Raw genomic sequence first — 22,784 nt, 5'->3', positions numbered from 1 at the left:
TTTTAATTAAATAATGGATAACCACCTGATAAATAGAAGCCTAGTGACACGGTTATAACTACCACTATAATGAAAATCATTAAGAACATTCCTGTTGGCTTTTTTTGTTTTCTATAACTAAGCAACATTTCCACCACACCAATAACAATAATTCCCATTAAGATTTTAAATATAGCTAAAATCCAGCTTTCTTTCACACTGTATTGCACCATCATAATTCCACTTAATATGACTAAAATATAAAAAACTCGGTTAATCATTTGTAACATGGTAAATCCTTTAACAGATTTTGAATAGATTAGTAACGCTGTGATGGTTAAAACAACAATTGCTACCCAAGAAATTAAATGTACATATCCCCACATAATACTTCCTTCTTCCCTATTAAGATTTTCTAACTTTATTCGTTAAAGTGCCAATTTTATCGATTGTAATTTCAACTGTATCCCCTGCCTGTAAAAAGGTCGGAGGATTCATCCCGCTCCCTACACCACTTGGAGTCCCCGTTGCAATTATATCTCCTGGAAGTAAAGTATGACCTTTTGATAAATCAGAGATAACTTTCGCTAAATTGAAAATGAATTTTTCTGTAGAATCAGATTGCCTTACTTCACCATTTACTTTTGTTTCAATATGGAAAACAGTTTCTTCACTAGGTTGATATTCAAGTATAAATGGTCCAATTGGACAACTAGCATCAAGGCTCTTCCCAATGTAAAATTGTTTATGTTTTTTCTGCAAATCTCTAGCTGTAATATCGTTCAAAATAGTAAACCCGAAAATAGATGATAAAGCTTCCCTTTCAGATACATCTCTAATTTTTTCTCCAATTATAACTGCTAACTCACCTTCATAATCTAGCTTATTTGTTATATCTTGATGCAACTCAATTTCGCCATTATGGGGCAGTAAACTATTCGCACTTTTAGTAAAGACAAGAATATGGTCAGGTATATCTCCTCTATTCCCCATTTCTAATACATGATCATAATAATTTTTCCCTACTGCGATAATGTTATTAGGAGGCATAAAAGGTATTTGGATTTCTACATCTGCTAGGTCAATACTTTCCTCTGCCATCTTTATGTCCGGAACAACAGGTTTTTCTTTAATAACATCTAATAAAGTAGCTGGTGGATCTTGAAAAATAGCTTGTGCTGAGATAATTTTATTTTCATTTACTAAAGCACCATAATTAAGTTGCCCATTATATGAATAGCTTAACCATTTCATTTAAATACCTTCCTCTATGTTTATTTGGCAAATATGTTGTCCATCGAAAAAATATAAATATGCTTGAGAAACTTTTTTCCCACTAATTGCTTGAATAGCTTCTGCATAAAGTTTAATTTGAATTTGATAACGCTCCCTCATCACTTTCTCTGCTACCCCCCAGTTATCATATCGTCCTTCAATTTTATCTGTCTTGTAATCGATTAAAATAATGGATTCTTCTTCCTCAATCATGCTATCAACAACACCTTGAATGAGCACGTGTTCATCAAGGTTTGTTTGTTCGTATAATTTAGCTGCAGGAAGCAAGTAACTGAATGGAACTTCACGCTTCACTTTATCTTTTTTCTGCAAAACGGTTTTTCCTAGAGCTGATTCAAAGAACGCAATAATTTGGTTAACATTGATAGCTTTAATTTGTGCTTCTGTAAGGATATCTTTTTCTCTCATTGATTGTAATAATGAGATTAAATCTTTTTCGGTTGGTTTATCATGTAGTGGCACAGCTTGCATTAATGTGTGCATTGCCGTACCAATTTCTGTAGCAGACAATTTATTTTGTTGCAAAAATTTAGGTCGGTCTAAAGATACTTTTTGGAATTCTTTTAGGATAGATGTATCACTCCAACTATCTTGCAAAGAGAATTGTCTTTTAAGCTCTGTCACAGACTGTTTAGCGCGAATTCCAGTAGATTCCTCATCTTTATATTGGTAATGCATAAAACGCTCAATTTCATCCTTATATGGACTTTTAACGGGCACTTGCTTATGTGCTTTTACATTCTCCATCCAGTTATCTGATTTTTCCTTTTCTAAGTCATCAGTTAGGAACATTTCTTTCGTTTTAATTTCAATTTGAAGTTTCATATCTGTTAGAAGTGTTTTAATCTTTTCTTCACATAATAATTCTTTAAAATGGCTGTGGCGGATTGTAGCATTTCCAATCCAATCTAAATAACACTTCGCCTTCGCTCGAATTGCTGCTGGTAAAATAGTTTCTTGTTGGTTACTTACTTGCAACCAATTTTTACTTGTTTTTTCAAAATCTGGAACAGTTGCCGTTAAAATTAGTTTTTCTTCCGCACGAGTAAGTGCAACATATAAAACTCGCATTTCTTCTGCAATCATTTCCCGAGATTTTTTTTGTTTTATCGCTTGTTGCATGATAGTTGGATAGACAATCATCTTTTCTATATCTCGATAGTTAGAAGCAAAACCATAGTCTTTGTCTAATAGTGTTTTACTATAAATATCACGCATATTAAATTTTCTACTTAATCCTGAAACTATAACTACTGGAAACTCCAAACCTTTACTTGCATGAATCGTCATCATACGCACTACATCTTCTTTTTCGCCGAGCGTTTTGGCTGTGCCTAAATCATCTCCACGAATTTCTAATCGCTCAACAAAACGCACAAAACGGAATAATCCACGGAAAGAAGTTTTTTCATACTGATTCGCACGATCATACAAAGCGCGTAAATTAGCCTGACGTTGTTTTCCACCTGGTAACCCGCCTACAAATTCATAGAAGTTTGTTTCTTGATAGATTTGCCAAATTAAGGCAGTCAAATTCTCCCGAATAGACAGTTCACGCCAATTGTTTAATTGTGTTATAAAACGACTAATTTTATTTGCTGCATCCGAAACTGTAATATCCTTATAGGCTAGCATCGCATCAAAAAAATAGCCTTTTTTCTTCGCCATCCGAATTTGCCCTAATTCTTCTTCATTTAAACCGATTATTGGAGAACGCAGAACTGCTGCTAGTGGAATATCTTGATATGGATTATCGATTACTTTCATTAGAGCAATCATTGTTGCTACTTCTGTCGTTTCGAAATAACCAGAATTATTATTGGCATAGAAAGGTATATCTTTTATTTTCATTGCTTCTTCCATATCTGGTGCACTCGTCATGGCTCTTGCTAGAACAACAATATCTCTGTATTGAATTGGTCTATTTTGTTGTAACTTTTTATCATAAATTGGAAACTTGTTATCTATCATGTCTCTAATTTTTGTCGCAATAGCTCTTGATTCAACTTGATTTTTTTGCAATTCTTGTGGCGATAATTCATCCTCAGATTCTTTTTCTTCTGATTTCATATCAATTAACAAAAGTTCTGTTGCCATATTGTTAGCTTCAGGAAAACTAGCCCCTAAAGTTAACTCAGCCGCCTCATCATAATCGATTTCTGCAATATGCTTATCCATCAACTGATGAAAAATAAAATTGGTAGCATCAAGAACTTCTTTTCTACTTCTAAAGTTTTGAGATAAATCTATTCGTATTCCGCTGCCTTCTCCGTCTTGCTGATATTCTTGATACTTCGTCATGAATAAAGTTGGTTCCGCTAATCGAAAACGATAAATCGATTGCTTTACATCCCCTACCATAAACAAGTTTCCTTTTGTATCATTCGAATTAGTGACAAGCAAAAGAATAGTTTCTTGCACCATATTAGTATCTTGATATTCATCAATTAATACTTCTTTGAACTGGTTTTTATAACTATTTGCCACATCAGAGGGAGCACCATTTTTTAAAAGTATTTTTAAAGCTAAATGCTCTAAATCATTAAAGTCTAATACTCCACGTTGTTGTTTTTCCTCAAAAAAGCTTTCAGCAAAATTTTTCACTAATTTACTTAACGTTTTAATATCTGGTTTCATTTTGTCTAAATCAGCTAGATAATTTTCTTCTTCTCTTGAAAACCAATCTATTAAGACATTTTTCACTTCTTTTTTTGCAGCATCACGGAGTTTTTTTGCTTCTTCTACATATTCTTCATCAAAATCAGCTTTATTTTTAAGCGCAGGTATACGTTTAAAATCAATGCTCTCAACACTAAATTTCATGTCTTGCCAATTATCCCAACTACTACTTGATAAAGTGTTAATTTGCGCTAAATCATTTTCTAATGTGCTTAAATAAGGCGCCGGTCCATTATTTTCATTTGCATAATCTATCGCGTTTAGCAAATAACTTTTAGCTTGATTCATTCTAAGTTGGATATCTTCTTTAATAATTGGAAAATAAGGTAATTCTGTGATGGAAGCAATCGCCTCTGTATCGTAAAAACTTACCATTTGTTCTAACCATAAATCAGGGTTTGGATTTGCTCTAGAGAAATCATAAAGTTTCGAGATTAACGTATGCAACTCAGCATCAGTTCTATCCCCAGTAAATGATTCAACTAGATGAAAAAAGGCTTCATTATTTTCTATACCATATTGTTTTTCTAACAGGTTTTCTAAAACTTCATCACGAATCATACTACTTTCAATAGGTTCAATTAAACGGAAATTAGGATCAATATCGGCTTCGAAATAATGTTTTCGAATGATTTCCAAACAAAATGAATGCAAAGTCGAGATGGAGGCATAGTTTAGTAATGCGACTTGTTTTTTTAAATGTGCAGATTCCGGATTTTGCACTAATGCTTCTTCTAAACTTTTACCTATTCTATACTTCATTTCAGCAGCTGAAGCATTGGTAAAAGTTACAATCAATAATTCATCAACATTTAGATTTTCTGTTTCATTTATTAGTTTTTCAATGATTCTTGTAACTAAAACAGCTGTCTTACCAGAGCCCGCAGCAGCTGCTACAAGAATATTGTTCCCATTTGCTTGGATGGCTTTCCACTGGTCATCAGTCCATAAAGAATTTTCTGGTTTGGTTGGTATATTTATGCCCATGCTACTGCGTCCCTCCTTCTATATCCATTTTTGTTAAAATCGTTTCTGTTTTTTCATTTGTTAAATGTCTATATTGATTACTCGTTAAGGATGGATCAAATCCACAAAATGAGCGAAATCCACAAAATTGACAAGGTGTTTTTTCTTTTAATTTATAAGGATTAATGGAAACAGCTCCATCTAGTATTTTATTTCCTGCCTCTTGATACTTTTGCCTTACAAATCGGCGCATTTTATCAAACTCTGCTTTTGTTGCAGTTCTGGAACGGGCACTTAACTCACCGTTTTGCTTAATTTCAGCTGGAATAATATTGGAAGACTTTCCTTTTTCCAGATTTGTATCCATGAGCGAAACAGCCACAGGATCTGATAAAATTAAGCCTTTCATTTTGGAACTTTTTTGCAGTTCCCGAGCAATTGCTTCATCACTCAATTCTTTTTCTGCTTGGACATATTGATTATGCATATGAAAGTACAAAACTCCAGCAGGTTCAGCAGTTTTGCCTATCATTTTTTGAGCATTTGTTATAACTATGTCTAAATAAGTAAGCATTTGAAGAGCCAACCCATAATAAACTTCAGTAAGAGCCAAATCATGTGAACTAGATTTATAATCAATGATTCGAAGGAAAGTACGATCATCTAGTTCAGCTGCATCAATTCTATCAATACGTCCTTGTAAAAGAAGTTCGCTATTTGATTGTAATGGAATTTTTAAAGGTGGAATATCTCCTTTCAAACCAAAATCCACCTCTAAACCAATTGGGCGAAACGCACTGCTTTTCGCTTGTTCATTTAAAACCGTAGTAGCTCTTGTAATAATTTGAAGTAATTTATACTGAATATATTCCATCCGTTTTGAACTTAATAAAATTTCATGTTGAATCTTCGGAGCTAAAAATGTCATCGCAAGTTTAGCCATTTGTCTACATTCTTCCTCCGTCAAATCACCCCAATCTCGGTTAGTTCGCTTTAATTCAGCCGAAATCCATTCCATTGCCCCGTGGAAAATTTCTCCCATGTCTACAGCTTGTAACTTATAATGAGCTCTTTCTTCTAATTTCAAGCCATATTGCGCAAAGTGTTGGAACTCACAACTAAAAAATTTCTCCATTCGCGAAACACTCGCATGAATATTTTCACCAAATAGATTTTTAGCAGTTGTTTCTTGGAGTGGTTTGGTATTATTTTCATAATAAAGACTAGAAAGTACTTGTTTTGCTACCTCAGATTCTTTGTTATCTTCAAAATAACTATTATAAGCATCCCACCATACATTTGATAAAGGATAACCACGTTTATACATTTGTAATTGGCTTGTTAATAAACCCAGTGTAGCTTGTTTAGAACGAATATAACTACTTTGGTCTTCATCATTCAGTAAACTTGGGTCAGTTAAATAAACCGATTCATTTAAATTTTTGAATTGGCCTTTTATTTTTCTTAGATAATTCGATTCGCTAAGAACTTTTCCTTCCTCATCTGCAGCTGGATAACTAAGAAATAATTTGTCGCTTGGCAAACTCATTATTTTATAGGCTAATAAATCTTCTTCACCAATGTTATTTTTAGCAGATGGCTTTAAATTGCTATTTTCTACTCGTAAAGAATCGCGATCTTGATCTGACAAAATCCCTTTATCTTTTTGACGTAGTGGCATTACACCATCATTCATTCCAATCGCAAAAACAACTTTCATATTAAGCAACTTTGCATTTTCCATATCAGCTAAAACTATTTGATCTAAAGAAGGTGGTAGTAAAGAAAATTCTAGCGCATCCAAGCCAGTCGTAATTATTTCAGAAAAACTATTAATATCTAATTCTTCCTCACCTAAAACTTCTACAAATTCATCTAGCAGTTCTGATATTGAGCTCCAAGCTTGTTCATGTTCTCTAGCAAGTTCCAAATAACCATTTTCTTCTGCCACTTGTCTCCATGATTCTAAATGTTCTACAGCTTTAACTTGCTCCAAATAATGATATAAAGCCGTAGCAAATTCTATTCCTGTTTTTGCTTTTGTTAAATTATCTTCTAACGTTGAAAGCGGTTCAACAATAAGGTTTCTCATTTCATTAATAATGCTTTGAGTCGCCAATTCTTCATCTGTTTGTGGCAATACATTGGTAGAAAGTCCTCGAATTTTACGATAAATCCAATCGCCTTCTTTTTCCCATTTCCACTTATTTTGAATACCATTTTCAAGTACATAATTTTCTAATATATCTGCTTTTCTTCTCATAACACTCGCATTTTCAGCCGCATCAAAGTAAAATTCTGTTTTAACTGCTTGGAAAATTGGTTCATATTTCCAATTAAATAAAATCGCATCAATACTGGAACGAATAAATTCAATAAATGGATGTTTTGCCATTGCTCGTTTTTTGTCTATAAAAATAGGAATGTCAAATGACTCCATTACTGTTTCACATAAAATATCATAATCACTGATGTTTCTAGTCAAAATCGCTATGTCTCGGTATCTATAACCGTTTAATGTTAATTGCCGAATTTCGCGGGCAACACCTTCCATCTCAGCACGCCTATTATTAGCTTGACGGATGGTTAAATCATTTGCTCCACCTTCATATGACGAGTATTTATTATCTCCCCAAGCGTTGGCTAAAAAGGCTAATGATTCGGAGTTAGCTCGTTTATTTTCTATAAGGATTTTCTCCGGTTCCACTTGAATTTTATTTAATTTAGCCATCTCTAATAAAGCAAAGTATGCTTCAGTGCTCGCTTTAAACATACTGAATTCTTCCAAACCTTTATGAATTTCAGGCACGTTTAAAGTTAACGATACTGTTACTTTATCGCATTTTTGCATGAGCTTTTCTATTACTGTTAACTCTTGATTGGAAAAAGAAGTAAAACCGTCAATAATTATTTCCGTTTGATTTAAATAATCACTTTCAATAATTTTATCTGCTAATAGCCTCAGATAATCCTCGTTTTCAAGAAATTTTCCTGCTAATAATTCCTCATATTTTTGATAAATAAGCGAAATGTCATGTACTTTGCTAGATATACTTGTAGATAGATTTGTCGCGCTATTCTCTAATTCTTCTATAGAAATTTCTTCTTGTTTCATTTCTTTAAATAACTTAGCCAATTCTGAATAAAAGCCTTTTTTTGAAGTAGCTCTAGAGAAAATTTTCAACTTATCTTTTTGATCTAAAGCAGCTTTTCGAATAACCATCTCAATACCTGTTTGACTCAGAAAAGTTTTAGATAATCCACCTGTTTCTTGAAGTATTTTCCAAGCAAGCCTACTAAAACTGAAGATTTGTGTCCCTAACATCCCTGCCAAGTTTTGTTTATTTAAAAAGCTTGTTTCCATTTGAAACGTCATTTGATCGGGGACGATAAAAATATACGTCTTGGAAGTTTTTTTGATTTTTCCGCCTACTTCATCCATCAAATGAGTGGTTTTACCTGTTCCTGCTTTACCAGAAATTATTTGAAGTGTCATACCCTCACCACCGAACATATGTTTTTATTTAGTTTACCACATTTGAGCAATCTGTCCAGAACTTTTTTCGGAACATTTTTTTTACGAAAATTTATAAAACAGCTCAAAAAAACTAAGATAGCTCTTACTATCTTAGTTTTTCATATATTCTACTCAAAAGCCAGCATTTCCTGTTGGATTTTATTCATTTTTTCTGTTAGTTGCATAAATTTAGCTTTGTTCCTATTATCGAGAGCTTTATCAATTTCAGCTCTAAGTTGTTCTAATTTTCTCTCTTCTAGGAGCATCGTCAGGAAGCATTCGATAAAAACATTTGTTAATTCTTTTTCACCCTTAAGGACGCCCACCTGATTCATCAACGAATTAGAAAAATCACGCATTTCCACGACTACCACTCCTTCACTCATATTTATTACAATTTCGAAAAAATGTAATATGACAAGAAAAAACAGAAAACAGCTTGAAAATACAACTTTACGAAAATCTAATGACTTGTAAATTACCATGTGCTATAATGACAAAAAATAACTCATAACTTACTTTGGTGCTTAGTCGTTATTTGGAATTTTGTGCATTACGCAATAATTTCAGGTTACTTCTTAGACATAAATACAAACATAGAGGAGTTGAATGAAATGAAAAAAGAACAAATAAGTACTCAGTTTTATGAAGTAAATCCCCACACAATGATTATTTTTCCAAAAAAATCTGGAAGTATAGTCTATTCAGAAATTTATGAAGTTGATTCTCATTATACTTCTAAATTTACCCCATTTGAGTTAATTAAAACCAGCTGCAACTTTTTCGGATCAAGCTACGATGGACGTAAGGAGGGAACAAAGCATCTAATAGGTGTTACTCATAAGCCACCTATCATTATTGATCCGGTTACTTCTACCTATGTATTCCCAACTGTCGCACCAAGTTCAACAGACTGTATTTGGATTTTCCCACAACATATCAAGGATTATCATTCAATTGGATATAACCATACGTTGATAAAATTTTCTAATTTACAGACTTTTGAAATTGATATGTCATTGGCCTCTTTTAATAATCAAATTGCTAGGACCTCCATGCTACATATGAAGTTCTCACAAAAAATGCGAACAATGGAGAGCAATTTCCCTTCAATGAATATGTTTTTTCCACCAGCTACACTCGCTGCTGAATCTAGACGATTTTATAACACTATGCTTTCTGAAAAAGACGATCCAAAAGATCCTGAACAATAAAATTAAAAACCAGATATACTCATCGTATATCTGGTTTACTTCTTAAATTATTTTTTATTCTCAATCGCATCTGCAATTCGTTTTAACATCAATAATTCTTCTTCTGAATATGTATAAGGCAATTCCAAATACCATTTCTCAAGCTCAGGATTTCCAATTAAAGGAAAAGCATTTACTGAATTTTTTTCTCGTAAACCTGCTACATCATCTAGTAAAAAGTCTGTTGTAGTACCCAAAATTTCTGCTAATTTAGCCAAAATAAAGATTGGCGGTCGGTGGTTATCATTTTCATATTTGCTGATAGTTGATGCAGTAGTTCCAATTTTCGCCGCTAATTGTTTTTGAGTAAGTCTATTTTTCTTTCGTAAATGAATTAATTTTTCTCCAAATTCCAATACGCCCACCTCTCTTCCTTTCCATTATAACAACTTTTAAGGAAGAATTCGAGAAATCACATAAAAAGGAACCGTCTTTTTAAATTTAAAAGACGATTCCTGTCTATTATACTGTTGGCTTTTTGCGTAAGATCCCAATTAATGCTGCACTTATTATAGTTCCAATCACAATGGCGATAAGATAGAACCACGGTTGAGATACTAAGAAGATAACAAATACTCCTCCGTGTGGTGCTAATACTTTAATATTTAAAAACATTACAATTGCCCCAGTTATTGCACTTCCTGCGATAAAACTTGGAATCATTCGAAGTGGATCTGCTGCTGCAAATGGGATAGCTCCTTCTGTAATGAAAGAAGCACCTAAAATAGAATTGGTTAGTCCAGCATCACGTTCTTGTGCTGTAAATTTGTTTCTGAAAATAAGAGTTGCTACGAATGTTGCTAGCGGTGGTACCATACCAGCAGCCATGGTAGCCGCCATAATCGCGCTACCACCTGTTGCAACACTTGCTGCAAGCGTTCCAGTTGCAAAAATGTAGGCTGCTTTGTTAATTGGTCCACCTAAATCTGCAGCCATCATTGCTCCTAAGAGTAATCCTAGAATAACCGCGTTGGTTCCACTTAAACTATTTAAGAAGTCATTTAACCAAGTATTTAATGCACTCATTGGCACATTTAATAGTAGCATTAATAGTCCAACAATTAGGACAGATAGAACTGGATAAAATAGGACTACTTTAATTCCATCTAACGTTTTTGGTAATTTTTTGAGCATAACTTTAATTAACTCAACTGCATAACCCGCAAGAAAACCACCTACTAACGCGCCAAGAAAACCTGCTCCACCTACAGACGCAACTCCACCTGCTACAAAACCAGCTACAAGTCCTGGTCTGTCCGATATACTGTAAGCAATATAACCCGCGAATACTGGAAGCATAAATCCGAATGCAACATCGCCAATTTGTTTCAATAATGCTGGTATTTCATTATATGATCCTAATTTTGCAAGTTGATCTTGTGGCACACCAAGTATTTGATCCAGCATAAATGCAATAGCAATTGCAATCCCACCACCAATTACAAATGGTAACATATGGGAAACGCCGCTCATTAAATGTTTATAAATTTGTTGGCCAATGGAAAGGCCATCTGTACTTTCTGTCGCCTCACTCCCTGATTCAGCTTTATAAACAGGTGCATTCCCTGAGATAGCTTCTTTTATAAGCTCTTCTGGTTTATGAATTCCTGCTGCAACTGGTTTCGCAATTAAATGTTTCCCATCAAAACGAGGCATGTCTACTTGTACATCAGCTGCGATGATAACTCCATCAGCTTCAGCAATTTCTTTATCAGTTAACCGGTTTTCTACTCCTCTTGAACCATTTGTTTCTACTTTAATTCGAACACCTAATTTATTTGCTGTTTCTTGCAACTTTTCTGCAGCCATATAGGTATGAGCAATACCAGTTGGACAAGCAGTAACCGCGACAACTGTTTTGCCAGTATCGTTAGAAGATGTAGGAGCAACAACTGTTTCTTCTGTATCTCCTTGCTCTTCGTTAAATAGCTTGATTACTTCGTCTGGTGTTTTTGCATCTTTTAATGATTGAACAAATGCTGGATGAACTAATAATCTTGAAAGTGCTGCTAGTGTTTCTAAATGAGTTGCATTTGCACCATCTGGAGCTGCAATCATAAAGAATAAATGAGCAGGTTGACCATCTAAAGAGTTATAATCTAAACCTTCTTCACTTTTCGCAAAAACTACAGTTGGTTCATTAACTGCTTTTGTTTTCGCATGTGGCATTGCAATTCCTTCACCAACTCCAGTAGAGCTTTGGGCTTCACGATTCATTATCGCTTCTTTAAAAAGTACCTCGTCATTAATTTTTCCATTACTTTTAAGTGAAGCAATCATTTCATCAATGGCAGCTTCTTTTGTTGTAGCTTGTAATGACATAATCATAACGTCTTTGCTGAGTAAGTCTGTAATTCTCATTTTAGTGCCTCCCTGTTATTTTAGTTATCTTCACTTGTGGTAATAATTCATTAATTAAATCTTTTTCTGCTAGATCTGTTGAAAATGCTGTTGCGCCCCCAGTTGCAACGCCTGCAGCAAATGATTTAACTGGATCGTTAGTTTTATCGAAAGTTCCAACGAATCCGGCAATCATTGAGTCACCAGCTCCAACTGAATTTTTCAATTCTCCCTTTAAGGCATCAGCGAAATAAACATCTTCTCCTGTAAAAAGTAGAGCGCCGTCGCCAGCCATGGATACGATTACATGTTGTGCGCCTAGTTCTAGGCATCTTTTTCCATAGGGAATGAGATCTTCTACGCTATTTAACTTAACACCAAATAATTCTGCCAGTTCGTGATGATTTGGTTTAATAAGGATTGGACGATTTGGTAATGCATCTAGCAGTTCTTGTCCAGTCGTATCAATCATGAAGTTAGCTTGTTTTTCTTTACAGATTCGGATTATTTTATTGTAGAAATCATTTCCTAATGAAGGTGGTACACTTCCAGATAAAATAACAATGTCGCCCGCAGTTACCTTGTCCATCAATTTTAAAAATGCTTGAATTTCATTTTCAGCAATTGTAGGACCTAAACCATTAATTTCTGTTTCTTCTCCATGCTTTAGTTTGATATTAATACGAGTGTCATCTTTTACTGTCACAAAACCAGTTTTTATGCCTTCATTTTGAAGCCAGTCTTTGATAAATCCACCAGTAAATCCGCCTAAAAACCCTGTAGCAAGGCTCGGTACATTCAATTGATTTAGAACTCTACTGACGTTGATACCTTTGCCCCCAGGTAATTTAAAATCTTGTTTCATGCGATTAAGTTCGCCAAGTTTTAATTGATCGATTTGCACAATATAATCAATTGAAGGGTTTAAAGTAATTGTATAAATCATTTTTCTACCTCGATTATTTTAGTTTTTTGGATAAAGGATTCTTTTACTTCTGAAGGAATATAGTCTGTTACAATAGTAGCTTCATCTATTGAAAACATTTTTGAAAAATTAACTTCATTGAATTTCGTATGGTCTGCTACAATAAAAACGCGATCAGCACAGTCTTTTGCAGCACGTTTCACAAATGCTTCTTCCATATCTGGTGTCGTATAGCCATGCTCCGGATGCATAGCATTAGTCCCAATAAAAGCTTTGTCAAAATGATAATTTTTAATATTATCCAAGGCAACTGCGCCAATAATCGCTTTTGTATGCACTTTCATTTTGCCACCTAAAAGATAAGCATCAATATTTTGACGAACTAGTTCTTCAATATGGGTTAGTCCATTTGTAACTACAGTAATATTTCGGTTCGCTAAGTGAGTAATTAATTCTAGTGTTGTGGAGCCTGCATCTAAATAGATACAATCATTTTCTTCCACCAAACTAGCACAATATGCTGCGATTTCTTTTTTACTTTGAATGTTTTTGAATGATTTTTCATTCATGCTTGGTTCTTGATTATGAGAAATAACAAGTTTTGCTCCGCCGTGTACACGTTCGATTAATCCTTGTTCCTCTAATTCGATTAAATCACGACGAATAGTTGACTCCGAGGTATCTAGCCCTTCAACTAATTCTTGTAATTTAATAACACCAAGTTTTTCAATACTCTCCATAATAAGTTGTTTTCGCTCTGCATTTAACATTCTTACTCCTCCATCCAAAGTTAGTTTATCATCTTTTTCTTTCAAAATCAACCGTTTTCATCCAAAAACATTCATTTATAATCAATTTCATTCATATTATATCATGTGATTCGCCAAAAACCTTCATAATAGTTCAGATAGTTGTTTTCTTATGCACTTTTTATTTTTAGCAGTATACTTAATTAGAAGGCAATGTTATATATAGGAGGAATAAAAATGAGTACTGAAATATCGTTTGAGCAATTAGAAAGTTTTTCCAAAAAATGGCGTGAAAATCCAGATAAATTAGTTTTCCAAGCTAGTATTATGAAAAATGGGATTAAAGCAGCAACAGAAAATCCTGTATCAAAAGCAACAGTACAACCCATTTTTTCTCATGAGGTTCATACAGACAAAGTTTCTAACCAACAGCAAAGTGGAAGGTGTTGGATGTTTGCAGCCTTAAATACGTTTCGTCATAGATTAAATGGGACACTAGGCCTGAAAGATTTTGAGTTATCGCAGAACTATACTAACTTTTGGGATAAATTAGAGAAAGCTAATTATTTTATAGAAAATATTATTGAAACAGCGAGTGAAGATGAGGATAGCCGATTAGTTTCATGGTTGCTTGATACACCTCAACAAGATGGCGGTCAGTGGGATATGCTTGTTTCGATTATTGAAAAATATGGGGTTGTTCCTAAATCTGCTATGCCAGAAACTTATCAAAGTAGTAAGTCTGCGGATTTAAATCATCTATTAAACGAAAGACTTCGCACGGATGCAGTTATTTTGAGAAAAGCTGTTAGAGAGCAGGAAGATACAGCTGGGTTGAAGGAAGAAATGCTTGCTGAAGTTTACCAGCTTTTAGTTATGACTTTAGGTGAACCGCCGAAAGTGTTTGATTTTGAATATCGAAATAAAGACAATGAATTTAAACAAGACTTACAAATTACGCCTAAAGAATTTTATAAACGTTATGTAGATATGGATTTGAACGATTATATCCCGCTTATCAATGCGCCAACTAAAGATAAACCTTTTAATCAAGCATTTACAGTCGATTATTTAGGAAATATTGTAAATGGGACGCCTATTAAGTATTTGAATGTGGAAATGAATGTATTAAAAAAAGCCGCCGCAGATCAAATCAAAGACGGTGAAACTGTGTGGTTCGGTTGTGATGTAGGTCAGCTTTCAGAACGAACTACTGGAATTATGGATACTGATATTTTCTTATTAAATCAGGCTTTTGGATTTAAAACAGCTATGACGAAAGCGGAACGCCTTGATTATAAACATAGTATGCTCACTCACGCGATGGTTCTAACTGGGGTTAACATTGTTAATAATGAAGTTAATCGTTGGAAAGTGGAAAATAGTTGGGGAGAAAAGATCGGCAACAATGGATATTTTGTTGCTAGTGATGATTGGATGGATGAATTCACATTCCAAGTGGTGGTCCATAAAAAATATTTATCTAAAGAATTGATTGAAGCATTTAGTAATGAGCCAATTGCGCTAAAACCTTGGGATCCAATGGGTTCGCTTGCACTTTAAATTGTAAATTCTGAGATGATTTTGATTCCATTCATTTGGAAAAGAGCTGTTGCTACGCCGGTACCATCTTTTATTTTTCCAGAGAAGGTGCCGTCGTAAATAGCACAGCTTCCACAAGAAGGACTTTTTTCCTTCATAATTATTTGAGTAATACCGAGTTCTTTCATTTTAGCCAAAGTTAAACTCGCTCCGTTTTTATATTCTTCTGTTACATCTAATCCTTGATTATCCATTACTTTAGCGCGACCTAGCCAGACGTCTTTACCATCTCCGCCTACTATTTCAGCTGGATTTCTTGGTGTTTCCAAACCACCTGCAACTTCAGGGCAGAAAGGAATCGCTTCTCCATTTTCAACCATTTGTTTCATTTTAGTAATTTCTTTATCTTTTCCGTCATATCTACAGGCAATTCCGGCTAAACAAGCGCTTACAGCAATCATTTATATTCCTCCTTTATTTTTAAATTTATTTTAACATAAAAAAGCTGCCACCACTTAAAGGCGACAGCTCTTTTGATTATTAGATATTTTGGTAAGCTACGGCTATTTGAGTACCGATTAGTGCGTTGTGTTTAACAAGTTCGATATTTGCTTCTAAGCTCTTACCGTCTGTTAGTTCTTTTACTTTTCCAAGAAGGAATGGTGTAACGTCTTTTCCGTGGATGTGGTTTTCTTCTGCTTCTTTAAGTGCAGTTTGGATAACATCGTTAATTACTTTTTCATCCATTGCAAATTCTTCTGGGATTGGGTTTGTGATTACAGCGCCACCTTCAATTTTTAGATCCCATTTTGCTTTAAGGGACTCCGCGATAACTTCTGGAGCATCTGCACGTAATGTTAATTCTACGTCGCTTGAACGAGTGTAGAATGCTGGAAGTACGTCTGTTTGGTAACCAATTACTGGAACGCCTTTTGTTTCTAAGTATTCCATTGTTAAGTTTAAGTCTAAGATAGATTTCGCTCCAGCACATACTACTGCTACATTTGTTTTCGCTAACTCTTCTAAATCTGCGGAAACGTCCATTGTTGTTTCGGCACCGCGGTGAACTCCGCCGATTCCACCAGTTACAAAGATACCGATTTCTGCTAATTCAGCACAGATCATCGTTGCAGCTACTGTTGTTGCTCCTAGTTGTTTTGTAGCAATAAGGTAGCCAATATCACGACGAGAAACTTTTGCTACATTGCTGCTTTTAGCAAATAATTCTAATTCTTCATCAGAAAGACCGATTTTAATTTTACCGTCGATTAAAGCGATTGTTGCCGGTACTGCGCCGTTATCACGGATAATTTGTTCTACATCACGCGCCATTTCAACGTTTTGTGGGTAAGGCATGCCATGAGAGATGATAGTGGATTCTAGGGCTACGATAGCTTTTCCTTCTGCTTTTGCTTGTTTTACTTCTTCAGATAATGATAGATAATTTTTCATTTGAATTCCTCCAGATCTTTTTGTAGTTGGGATGTTGATAAATTTTGGCGAACAGTGTATTCAGATTCGAGTGTTCGCGCAGCATTTACGCTCCCTGCTTTTAAAATTTCTTGTAAAGATTTTCCTTCTAACCATGCATAAATTACCGCAGAACAAAATGCATCTCCTGCTCCTGTCACATCTACAATGTTTTCAATGACAATAGCGGGTTCAAAGATAATGCCTTCTACGTTGTTTGCTGCAACTGCACCTTTACTGCCATTTGTAACGATAACATTTTTCACGCCTAAATCTAGCCATTTTTGTGCAGCTAAGCGCCAGTCTTTCTCGTTTTCAATGGTCATTCCTAGGTGAGTTTCTGATTCATCTCGGTTGCATATTAGCCAAGTCACGTGATCCAATCGTTCTGGTAAATGAGACATTTTAGGTGAGGAAACGGGTACTAAGACTAATGGAATGGAATTAATTTCGGCAAAACTTCCAAGGTATTCTAATGTTTCTTTTGGACAATTTAAATCGGCAATAATGGCGCTCGCTTGACTTAGCAAGCCTTCATTTTTCGCCAGTACATCTGGGGTTAGGTGATCGTATGCATCCATGTCCGCTAGTGCAACGAGCAAATCTCCATTGTTTTCAAGTACAGCTGTATAAGAACCTGTTGCGATGCTTGGAAATGCAGTGACATAATCTAAGTTCATATATGTATTACTGGCATTTTTGACAGCTTCCCAGTCGGAGTCTGTTCCACAAGCAGTGAGTAATATAACTTCTTTTCCAAGGCGACCAAGGTTTTCACCAACATTCCTAGCAACTCCACCGGCACTTTGTGTTGAGCGTACCGGGTTAGATGTAGCTAGCTGGGCCTTGTCTTTAATGTAAAACTTCCGATCGACGTTCGCTCCACCTATACAGACGATTTGTTTGGCTTCATTTAAAATATAGGCTTTTCCTAAAATACGACCTTTTTTAATAAGGCCAGAAATAAGGTTCGCTACTGTCGGTCTTGATAAATCAAGTATATCAGCCAGTTCTTGTTGAGAAATGTAAGGATTTTTACGGATGGAATTGAAAATTATCTCTTCCTTTTCGTTCATTTTCGCTTTATTATTCTCCACGATATAATGCACCTCCATTCCAAACTTTTGTTTTAATTTCAAACACATGTTTATTATATATGTAAATGCTTTCTTTTGCAAACTAAAAAAACGAAAATCTACTTCTTTTAGGAAGAAAATTTTCGTTTATCGTTATTTATTTTGAAGGATAAGAAGCTCATTTTCGGTCAGTGGGCGGTATTCACCGAGTTCAAGAGATTCATCTAGTTGTAAGTTCCCCATTGAAATTCGTTTTAAATAGCTGACTGTTTTCCCGCGGGCAGCGAACATTCTTTTTACTTGATGGAATTTCCCTTCTTGGATAATTACTTTTATTTCATTTGGAGTGATAATTTCTAAGCGTGCTGGTTTGCAAGTATAGCCATCGTCAAGTTCAATTCCAGCTGCGAAAGCTTCTACATCCTCTACTGTAACATCACCATCAATTTTAGCATAGTATGTTTTATCTATATGCTTTTTAGGTGAAAGTAAATTGTGAGCTAGCGTGCCATCGTTCGTTATAATTAGCAAGCCTTCTGTATCTTTGTCTAACCGACCGACTGGGAACGGATCAGTAAGCGTATCTTCTTGGGCGAGCAAATCAATGACTGTTTCTGATACATTATCTTCTGTTGCACTCACGACATTTTGGGGTTTATGGAGCATAAAATAGACGAATTCTTGGTAAACGACGGGGGTTCCGTGAACAGTAACTTGATCTTTGTCTGGATTCACTTGGGTCTTACTGTTTTTTTGAATCGTTCCATTTACGACAACTGCCCCGGATTTAAGTAGTGGTTTCACTTCTTTGCGACTCCCGAAACCTGTGTGGGACAATAATTTATCTAAGCGCATGGTTTAGCTCCTTTTTTCTTTTATTGTAACAAAAAAACGAAGATCCTTAAAGGCGCTCCGTTTTCTTTCTATTATTTGATATTAACGGCTTGTTTATTTTTGGGTATTTCCAGACCTAGGTTGCCTCTTAAGGTTGTGGCTGGATATTCGTTTCGATACAATCCCCGACTTTGTAAAAGCGGAATAACTTGATTGACAAATGTTTCAAAAGTACCTGGGATGTCAGACGCGATGATAAATCCATCTGCCGCCTCATTTTGAAACCAAATTTCGATTAAATCAGCTACTTGTTCTTTTGTTCCTATAAAAGGTGTTTTCGGGGTGGCAGCTTCGGTCGCTACTTGGCGCAGGGTCAGGTTTCGCTCTTTTGCTTCTTTTTTGATTCGATCTGTCGTACTTTGAAAAGCATTTTTACCGATGTCGCCAAGGTCAGGGAAAGGTTCATCTAGTTCAAATTGGCTTAAATCATAGTCATCGAAGTAACGCGCGAGATAGGTGACGGCATTTTCAATCGGAATGAGACTCGCAAATTCAGTGTATTTCTGCTCGGCTTCTTCTAAAGTATCCGCTACAATTGGGCTAATTCCTGGGAATATTCGGATTTCTGCTGCATTCCTGCCAGCTTTTTTAGCACGGATTTTCACGTCTTGATAGAATTGAATAGCTTCTTCAAGTGAATCTGAATGCGTAAAAATAGCTTCCGCATTTTGGGCTGCAAAATCCCGACCTGTACTAGATGCTCCCGCTTGGAAAACGACTGGTTCTCCTTGTTTGGAGCGGCCGATATTTAATGGTCCTTCCACTTGAAAATACTCACCTTGATGATTCAAACGATGTAATTTTTCTGGATTAAAAAATTCGCCGGTTTCTTTGTTATAGGTAAAAGCATCTTCTTCCCATGAATTCCATAGTCCACGAACTACACTTAAATGTTCAGCCGCAATAGTATACCTGTCACTGTGGGTCGGGAGGTTTTTCTTGCTATGATTTCGTGCTGCGCCTTCTTGCGGAGAGGTGACTAAATTCCAGCCCGCTCGACCACCACTAATATGATCTAATGAGGAAAGTTGCCTTGCGAGCGTGAATGGTTCCGTAAATGATGTCGAAAATGTTCCAACCAGCCCGATATTTTCTGTAGACTCTGCTAAAGCGGATAAAATAGTAATCGGCTCAAAACGATTAAGAAAATGCGGAATAGATTTTTCAGAAATAAAAAGACCATCAGCAATAAATACAAAACTAAATAGGCCTTGTTCCGCAATTTTTGCACGTGTTTTATAAAAATCTAAATCTGTACTTGCTGCTGGGTTAATATCTGGGTGGCGCCAACCATCTGTTGTGCCGCCAACGCCGTGAATGATTGCGCCAAACTGGATTGTATCTTCTCTAGTCATTTTACTTCCTCCTTTTGTAATAAGGTTTTTTCTAAGTATTCGATACCGATTTCGGTTACTGCTTGGTAAGTCCCTCTTTCTATGTCGCCAATTTCTACTACTGGAACGTGGCGAATACCGTATTTGGCTTGCAGTACTTCTCGTAAGTAATCATGGTCTGTGACGTCAATATCTTGGAAGACAATATTTTGCTCGGTTAAATAATCTTTCACATCTTTACAGTAGTGACATCCAACTTTACTCCAAACAACGACATTAGCCATGGACAACTTCCTCCTTTATCGTTTCACTTAATAATTGGTACGAATAGCGTTTGATTTCCGTGGATTTGACAGGTGTTAAAACGACAAAATCTTGAATATTATATTTTTTTGAAAGTCGGGTAATTTCTTCTCCAACATCTTGCTTCGTCCCAGTTATTGCTCCAATTTTTTGCGTAATAAATCGATACGGTTGGTTGATATCTTTCACGTAAGCTTCTGCTTGTTCGCGTGAGCCGACATTTACTCTCCGCCCATCCGAAAGCTCCACTTTAATTGATTCTCGCTCTGGAATATGACGGTCTGCAGCAGCTTTTGTCTCAGCTACAACAACAATTGGCGCTAATTGAAAACTTGCTAGTTGATTAACTTGATACTGCTCAAATGTATCACGTGCTTCTTTTAAAGTTTCCTCTTCGCCGTTAATAAAATAAGCAAATACAAAAGAAATCCCAAGTTCGGCAGCTTGTCTTGCACTCGCTACACTTCCGCCAAGCAAAAAGATTTCCGGATTATTCTCTGGTAGTGGTTTTGCTTCGGCTTTGGAAGCAGGTTTCCGTGTAACAAAATCGACTAATTCTATCAACTTAGCGTCAAATGTTTGAATTGGCTTTGCAAAGTTTTTCTGAAGGGCATCGGTCGCTGGTTGAAATCCACCGGGCGCTTTACCGACACCGAGAGAAATTCGTCCTGGAGCTAAGTTTTCAAGCACGTGAAATTGTTCAGCAACTTTATATGGACTATAATGTTGCAGCATTACGCCGCCAGATGCGAGCTTAATAGAAGTTGTTTTTGCGGCAATGTATCCTAAAAGAACTTCCGGTGCAGCTCCAGCAATTTCGTCTGAATTATGATGTTCAGCAACCCAAAATCGATAAAAGCCAAGTTGTTCTGCAAGCTCTGCAAGTTCTACAGTATTTTGTAAAGCCTCACTAGGACGTTCGCCGGGATTAATAATACTTTGATCCAAAATGCTAAATCGGATAGTCATATGACACGCTCCTTTTTCACTTCTTTGATTTCATATAAGTAATCAGCCGAAACTCGGTGTAAAAAGCGTTTTGTTCGTTCTTCTTTTGTGTGGTTGAATACTTCATCTGGCGTGCCTTGTTCGACAATGAGCCCTCCGTCCATAAAGACGACTTGATCTGCGACGCGTTTTGCGAACTCCATTTCATGTGTGACGACAATCATCGTTGCACCCGCGCGAGCGATTTCTAACATTACTTCTAAAACTTCACCAACAAGTTCCGGATCAAGCGCTGCGGTTGGTTCATCAAATAAAATGACGTCTGGATTAATCGCGAGCGCACGTGCAATGCCAACGCGCTGTTTTTGTCCGCCTGATAGCTGGGAAGGATATGCGCTAAACTTATCGGCTAGCCCTACCTTTGTTAACTCCCGCGCAGCAATCTCCCGCGCAATTTTTTTCGGGATTTTTCTCACAACAGTGAGTCCTTCCATTACATTTTGAATGACAGTTTTATGGGAAAAGAGATTGTATTGTTGAAAGACCATTGCAGTATTTTTTCGTAATTGTAATACTTCTTTTTTGGAAGGTTTCTTGCAGTTAATTATTTGGTCATGCATAGAAATTTCACCATTTTCCGGACGTTCCAGTAAGTTTAAGCAACGTAAAAAAGTGGTTTTTCCTGAGCCACTTGGACCAAGAATCGTCACTACTTCTCCTTTTTTTACGGTTAAATCAATTCCTTTTAAAACTTGATTTTGTCCAAAGCTTTTTTGAATATTTTTAATGGTAATCATACTGTCCCTCCTTGATATTTAGCGATATTCTTTTCCAAAATATAATTAATTGCTTCTATTAAAATAGTTAAGAACCAATAAATCAGTGCTGCACCAATGAATGCTTCGAGAAAAGCGTAATTATCAGAGGCTACAATCGTGGCCATTCCAGTGATTTCTGGAACCGCGACGATAGCTGCAATCGAAGTTGTATGCAAAAATCCGATGCATAAGTTAGTAAAATTCGGTAGCGAAGTCATAAAAGCTTGAGGTAACAGCACTTTACGAATCGCTTGACCATGCGTATATCCCATAGAATAAGCTGCTTCCATTTGGCCAATATCTACAGCAATAATTCCAGACCGTAAAATCTCAGTTAGGTAAGCTCCCGCCGTAAAGGATAACGCGATTATCACAAATACCACAACTGGGATTTTATTTGCTGATATGCCTAAATCAAATGACTTACTTAAAAAATCGACAATGAGCGGAATTCCTAAATAAATCAGCATTATATGTAAAATCGCTGGTGTGCTTCGAAAAAACGACACATAAAACCTGGCAATCGGCTCCAAAAAACGGACATGGTACATCCGGATGAGCGTTAGTAAAATAGCGATTATAAAACCGAACAATATCGGAAAGAAAGTCATCGCAAGTGTTAACGGTATCGTTTTTAGCATCGCCATTACGGCTGTCCCAATAAAAGGCACATCAAGCGGCATCATCATCTCTCC

The 22,784-nt window shown here is 35.9% G+C and carries 20 protein-coding genes; 2 read left to right on the top strand and 18 right to left on the bottom strand.

The features are described 5' to 3' along the window. Positions 1–2: 2 nt before the first annotated feature. The 5 genes from HCB45_RS09330 to HCB45_RS09310 form a co-directional block, all read right to left on the bottom strand. The gene (locus HCB45_RS09330; RefSeq protein ID WP_185619670.1) at positions 3–365 is read right to left on the bottom strand and encodes a YisL family protein; all 363 of its coding nucleotides are present in this window, start codon (positions 363–365) and stop codon (positions 3–5) included. A gap of 19 nt (positions 366–384) precedes the next feature. Continuing rightward, positions 385–1,233, bottom strand: a complete 849-nt coding sequence (locus HCB45_RS09325) for a fumarylacetoacetate hydrolase family protein (RefSeq protein WP_185619668.1) — start codon at positions 1,231–1,233, stop codon at positions 385–387. Next, a complete protein-coding gene (gene addA, locus HCB45_RS09320) occupies positions 1,234–4,941 on the bottom strand; it encodes a helicase-exonuclease AddAB subunit AddA (protein ID WP_185619666.1) in 3,708 nt (1,235 codons plus the stop codon). A 1-nt stretch (position 4,942) separates the two neighbouring features. Beyond that, entirely contained in the window at positions 4,943–8,416 is a 3,474-nt protein-coding gene (gene addB, locus HCB45_RS09315) for a helicase-exonuclease AddAB subunit AddB (protein WP_185619664.1), read from the bottom strand. A 149-nt stretch (positions 8,417–8,565) separates the two neighbouring features. Further along, the gene (locus HCB45_RS09310; RefSeq protein ID WP_185319413.1) at positions 8,566–8,922 is read right to left on the bottom strand and encodes an IDEAL domain-containing protein; all 357 of its coding nucleotides are present in this window, start codon (positions 8,920–8,922) and stop codon (positions 8,566–8,568) included. Positions 8,923–9,051: 129 nt separating this feature from the next. Between HCB45_RS09310 and HCB45_RS09305 the strand changes: the two genes are divergently transcribed. Then, positions 9,052–9,651, top strand: a complete 600-nt coding sequence (locus HCB45_RS09305; protein ID WP_185319414.1) for a competence protein ComK — start codon at positions 9,052–9,054, stop codon at positions 9,649–9,651. A gap of 47 nt (positions 9,652–9,698) precedes the next feature. Here HCB45_RS09305 and relB read toward each other — a convergent pair whose 3' ends face one another. From relB to HCB45_RS09285, 4 genes are all read right to left on the bottom strand, one after another. Beyond that, positions 9,699–10,046, bottom strand: coding sequence for a type II toxin-antitoxin system RelB family anti-toxin (gene relB, locus HCB45_RS09300; protein ID WP_003749261.1), 348 nt, complete (start codon positions 10,044–10,046; stop codon positions 9,699–9,701). Positions 10,047–10,152: 106 nt separating this feature from the next. Further along, on the bottom strand, positions 10,153–12,051 hold the full coding sequence (locus HCB45_RS09295; protein WP_185319415.1) for a PTS fructose transporter subunit IIABC: 1,899 nt from the start codon (positions 12,049–12,051) through the stop codon (positions 10,153–10,155). Between the two features lies 1 nt (position 12,052). Then, positions 12,053–12,976, bottom strand: coding sequence for a 1-phosphofructokinase (gene pfkB / locus HCB45_RS09290; RefSeq protein WP_185619661.1), 924 nt, complete (start codon positions 12,974–12,976; stop codon positions 12,053–12,055). Beyond that, on the bottom strand, positions 12,973–13,725 hold the full coding sequence (locus tag HCB45_RS09285; RefSeq protein ID WP_185319417.1) for a DeoR/GlpR family DNA-binding transcription regulator: 753 nt from the start codon (positions 13,723–13,725) through the stop codon (positions 12,973–12,975). Before HCB45_RS09285 ends, pfkB begins: the two co-directional genes overlap by 4 nt. Positions 13,726–13,941: 216 nt before the next feature. Here HCB45_RS09285 and pepC point away from each other — a divergent pair, with 216 nt between their 5' ends. Beyond that, complete coding sequence (gene pepC, locus HCB45_RS09280; RefSeq protein WP_185319418.1) at positions 13,942–15,267, top strand: aminopeptidase C; 1,326 nt, start codon at positions 13,942–13,944, stop codon at positions 15,265–15,267. Here pepC and HCB45_RS09275 read toward each other — a convergent pair. The 9 genes from HCB45_RS09275 to HCB45_RS09235 all read right to left on the bottom strand — a co-directional run bounded on the left by HCB45_RS09275 (position 15,264) and on the right by HCB45_RS09235 (position 22,772). Then, on the bottom strand, positions 15,264–15,707 hold the full coding sequence (locus HCB45_RS09275; RefSeq protein WP_185619659.1) for a 2-thiouracil desulfurase family protein: 444 nt from the start codon (positions 15,705–15,707) through the stop codon (positions 15,264–15,266). The genes pepC and HCB45_RS09275 overlap by 4 nt on opposite strands. A 79-nt stretch (positions 15,708–15,786) precedes the next feature. Further along, a complete protein-coding gene (locus HCB45_RS09270; RefSeq protein ID WP_003770033.1) occupies positions 15,787–16,698 on the bottom strand; it encodes a pseudouridine-5'-phosphate glycosidase in 912 nt (303 codons plus the stop codon). Continuing rightward, positions 16,695–17,813 carry a carbohydrate kinase gene (locus HCB45_RS09265; RefSeq protein ID WP_185319420.1) on the bottom strand — a complete coding sequence of 373 codons (1,119 nt, stop codon included), beginning with the start codon at positions 17,811–17,813 and terminating at the stop codon, positions 16,695–16,697. Before HCB45_RS09265 ends, HCB45_RS09270 begins: the two co-directional genes overlap by 4 nt. 132 nt (positions 17,814–17,945) lie before the next feature. Beyond that, on the bottom strand, positions 17,946–18,647 hold the full coding sequence (locus tag HCB45_RS09260) for a pseudouridine synthase (protein WP_185619657.1): 702 nt from the start codon (positions 18,645–18,647) through the stop codon (positions 17,946–17,948). Positions 18,648–18,718: 71 nt separating this feature from the next. Beyond that, complete coding sequence (locus HCB45_RS09255; protein WP_185619655.1) at positions 18,719–20,041, bottom strand: LLM class flavin-dependent oxidoreductase; 1,323 nt, start codon at positions 20,039–20,041, stop codon at positions 18,719–18,721. Continuing rightward, positions 20,038–20,304, bottom strand: coding sequence for a glutaredoxin family protein (locus tag HCB45_RS09250; protein ID WP_185319423.1), 267 nt, complete (start codon positions 20,302–20,304; stop codon positions 20,038–20,040). The genes HCB45_RS09255 and HCB45_RS09250 overlap by 4 nt, the downstream gene beginning before the upstream one ends. Further along, positions 20,297–21,292 carry an LLM class flavin-dependent oxidoreductase gene (locus HCB45_RS09245; protein WP_185319424.1) on the bottom strand — a complete coding sequence of 332 codons (996 nt, stop codon included), beginning with the start codon at positions 21,290–21,292 and terminating at the stop codon, positions 20,297–20,299. The genes HCB45_RS09250 and HCB45_RS09245 overlap by 8 nt, the downstream gene beginning before the upstream one ends. Beyond that, the gene (locus HCB45_RS09240) at positions 21,289–22,068 is read right to left on the bottom strand and encodes an amino acid ABC transporter ATP-binding protein (protein WP_185619653.1); all 780 of its coding nucleotides are present in this window, start codon (positions 22,066–22,068) and stop codon (positions 21,289–21,291) included. The genes HCB45_RS09245 and HCB45_RS09240 overlap by 4 nt, the downstream gene beginning before the upstream one ends. Next, the gene (locus HCB45_RS09235) at positions 22,065–22,772 is read right to left on the bottom strand and encodes an amino acid ABC transporter permease (RefSeq protein ID WP_185619721.1); all 708 of its coding nucleotides are present in this window, start codon (positions 22,770–22,772) and stop codon (positions 22,065–22,067) included. Before HCB45_RS09235 ends, HCB45_RS09240 begins: the two co-directional genes overlap by 4 nt. Positions 22,773–22,784: the final 12 nt, after the last annotated feature.

Source organism: Listeria farberi (genome assembly GCF_014229245.1).
Lineage (GTDB): Bacteria > Bacillota > Bacilli > Lactobacillales > Listeriaceae > Listeria > Listeria farberi.
Note: the sequence above shows the minus strand (reverse complement) of the source record. Positions and strands in the feature narration are given on the sequence as shown.

What these genes read in the sequence shown, in the direction of transcription:
- HCB45_RS09310 (WP_185319413.1), bottom strand. Translation starts at nt 8,922, where the DNA reads ATGGTAATTTACAAGTCATTAGATTTTCGTAAAGTTGTATTTTCAAGC.
- HCB45_RS09245 (WP_185319424.1), bottom strand. Translation starts at nt 21,292, where the DNA reads ATGACTATCCGATTTAGCATTTTGGATCAAAGTATTATTAATCCCGGC.
- HCB45_RS09330 (WP_185619670.1), bottom strand. Translation starts at nt 365, where the DNA reads ATGTGGGGATATGTACATTTAATTTCTTGGGTAGCAATTGTTGTTTTA.
- addA (WP_185619666.1), bottom strand. Translation starts at nt 4,941, where the DNA reads ATGGGCATAAATATACCAACCAAACCAGAAAATTCTTTATGGACTGAT.
- HCB45_RS09255 (WP_185619655.1), bottom strand. Translation starts at nt 20,041, where the DNA reads ATGACTAGAGAAGATACAATCCAGTTTGGCGCAATCATTCACGGCGTT.
- HCB45_RS09285 (WP_185319417.1), bottom strand. Translation starts at nt 13,725, where the DNA reads ATGTTAAATGCAGAGCGAAAACAACTTATTATGGAGAGTATTGAAAAA.
- HCB45_RS09270 (WP_003770033.1), bottom strand. Translation starts at nt 16,698, where the DNA reads ATGAAAAATTATCTATCATTATCTGAAGAAGTAAAACAAGCAAAAGCA.
- HCB45_RS09260 (WP_185619657.1), bottom strand. Translation starts at nt 18,647, where the DNA reads ATGCGCTTAGATAAATTATTGTCCCACACAGGTTTCGGGAGTCGCAAA.
- HCB45_RS09325 (WP_185619668.1), bottom strand. Translation starts at nt 1,233, where the DNA reads ATGAAATGGTTAAGCTATTCATATAATGGGCAACTTAATTATGGTGCT.
- pfkB (WP_185619661.1), bottom strand. Translation starts at nt 12,976, where the DNA reads ATGATTTATACAATTACTTTAAACCCTTCAATTGATTATATTGTGCAA.
- HCB45_RS09275 (WP_185619659.1), bottom strand. Translation starts at nt 15,707, where the DNA reads ATGATTGCTGTAAGCGCTTGTTTAGCCGGAATTGCCTGTAGATATGAC.
- HCB45_RS09295 (WP_185319415.1), bottom strand. Translation starts at nt 12,051, where the DNA reads ATGAGAATTACAGACTTACTCAGCAAAGACGTTATGATTATGTCATTA.
- HCB45_RS09235 (WP_185619721.1), bottom strand. Translation starts at nt 22,772, where the DNA reads ATGCCGCTTGATGTGCCTTTTATTGGGACAGCCGTAATGGCGATGCTA.
- pepC (WP_185319418.1), top strand. Translation starts at nt 13,942, where the DNA reads ATGAGTACTGAAATATCGTTTGAGCAATTAGAAAGTTTTTCCAAAAAA.
- HCB45_RS09305 (WP_185319414.1), top strand. Translation starts at nt 9,052, where the DNA reads ATGAAAAAAGAACAAATAAGTACTCAGTTTTATGAAGTAAATCCCCAC.
- HCB45_RS09240 (WP_185619653.1), bottom strand. Translation starts at nt 22,068, where the DNA reads ATGATTACCATTAAAAATATTCAAAAAAGCTTTGGACAAAATCAAGTT.
- addB (WP_185619664.1), bottom strand. Translation starts at nt 8,416, where the DNA reads ATGACACTTCAAATAATTTCTGGTAAAGCAGGAACAGGTAAAACCACT.
- HCB45_RS09250 (WP_185319423.1), bottom strand. Translation starts at nt 20,304, where the DNA reads ATGGCTAATGTCGTTGTTTGGAGTAAAGTTGGATGTCACTACTGTAAA.